Annotated in this window: 1 protein-coding gene; it reads right to left on the reverse strand. The window is 51.4% G+C overall.

What is annotated here, in order from left to right; translation table 11 throughout:
* Positions 1 to 253, reverse strand: a 253-nt coding sequence (lptE, locus tag F1003_RS19025; protein WP_202913933.1) for an LPS assembly lipoprotein LptE, incomplete at both ends; no start/stop codon positions are given.

Consider the following 253-nt stretch of genomic DNA (forward strand, 5'->3'; position numbering starts at 1 on the left):
GCGTTGCCGGAGTATCCGTTGTGGTCGACGTCTGTTCTTCGTCGGAACGAATATCCGCAGCACGGATGCTTGGCAGCTTACGAATCAGCTGTTCGGCAGCACGGTCGTACATCTCTTTTACGATCATGTCTTGTTCGTTATCTTTCGCTAACGCCATTTGCGGGTTATCAAAGAACGAACGGAAGACTTTGGCGCTAATCGGGTAGATATCACGGCCGGGGATCAACACGGTCGCATTCACCGTCATGATCAT

Origin of the sequence: Winogradskyella ouciana, assembly GCF_009709615.1 — a bacterium.
Classification (GTDB): domain Bacteria; phylum Bacteroidota; class Bacteroidia; order Flavobacteriales; family Flavobacteriaceae; genus Winogradskyella; species Winogradskyella ouciana.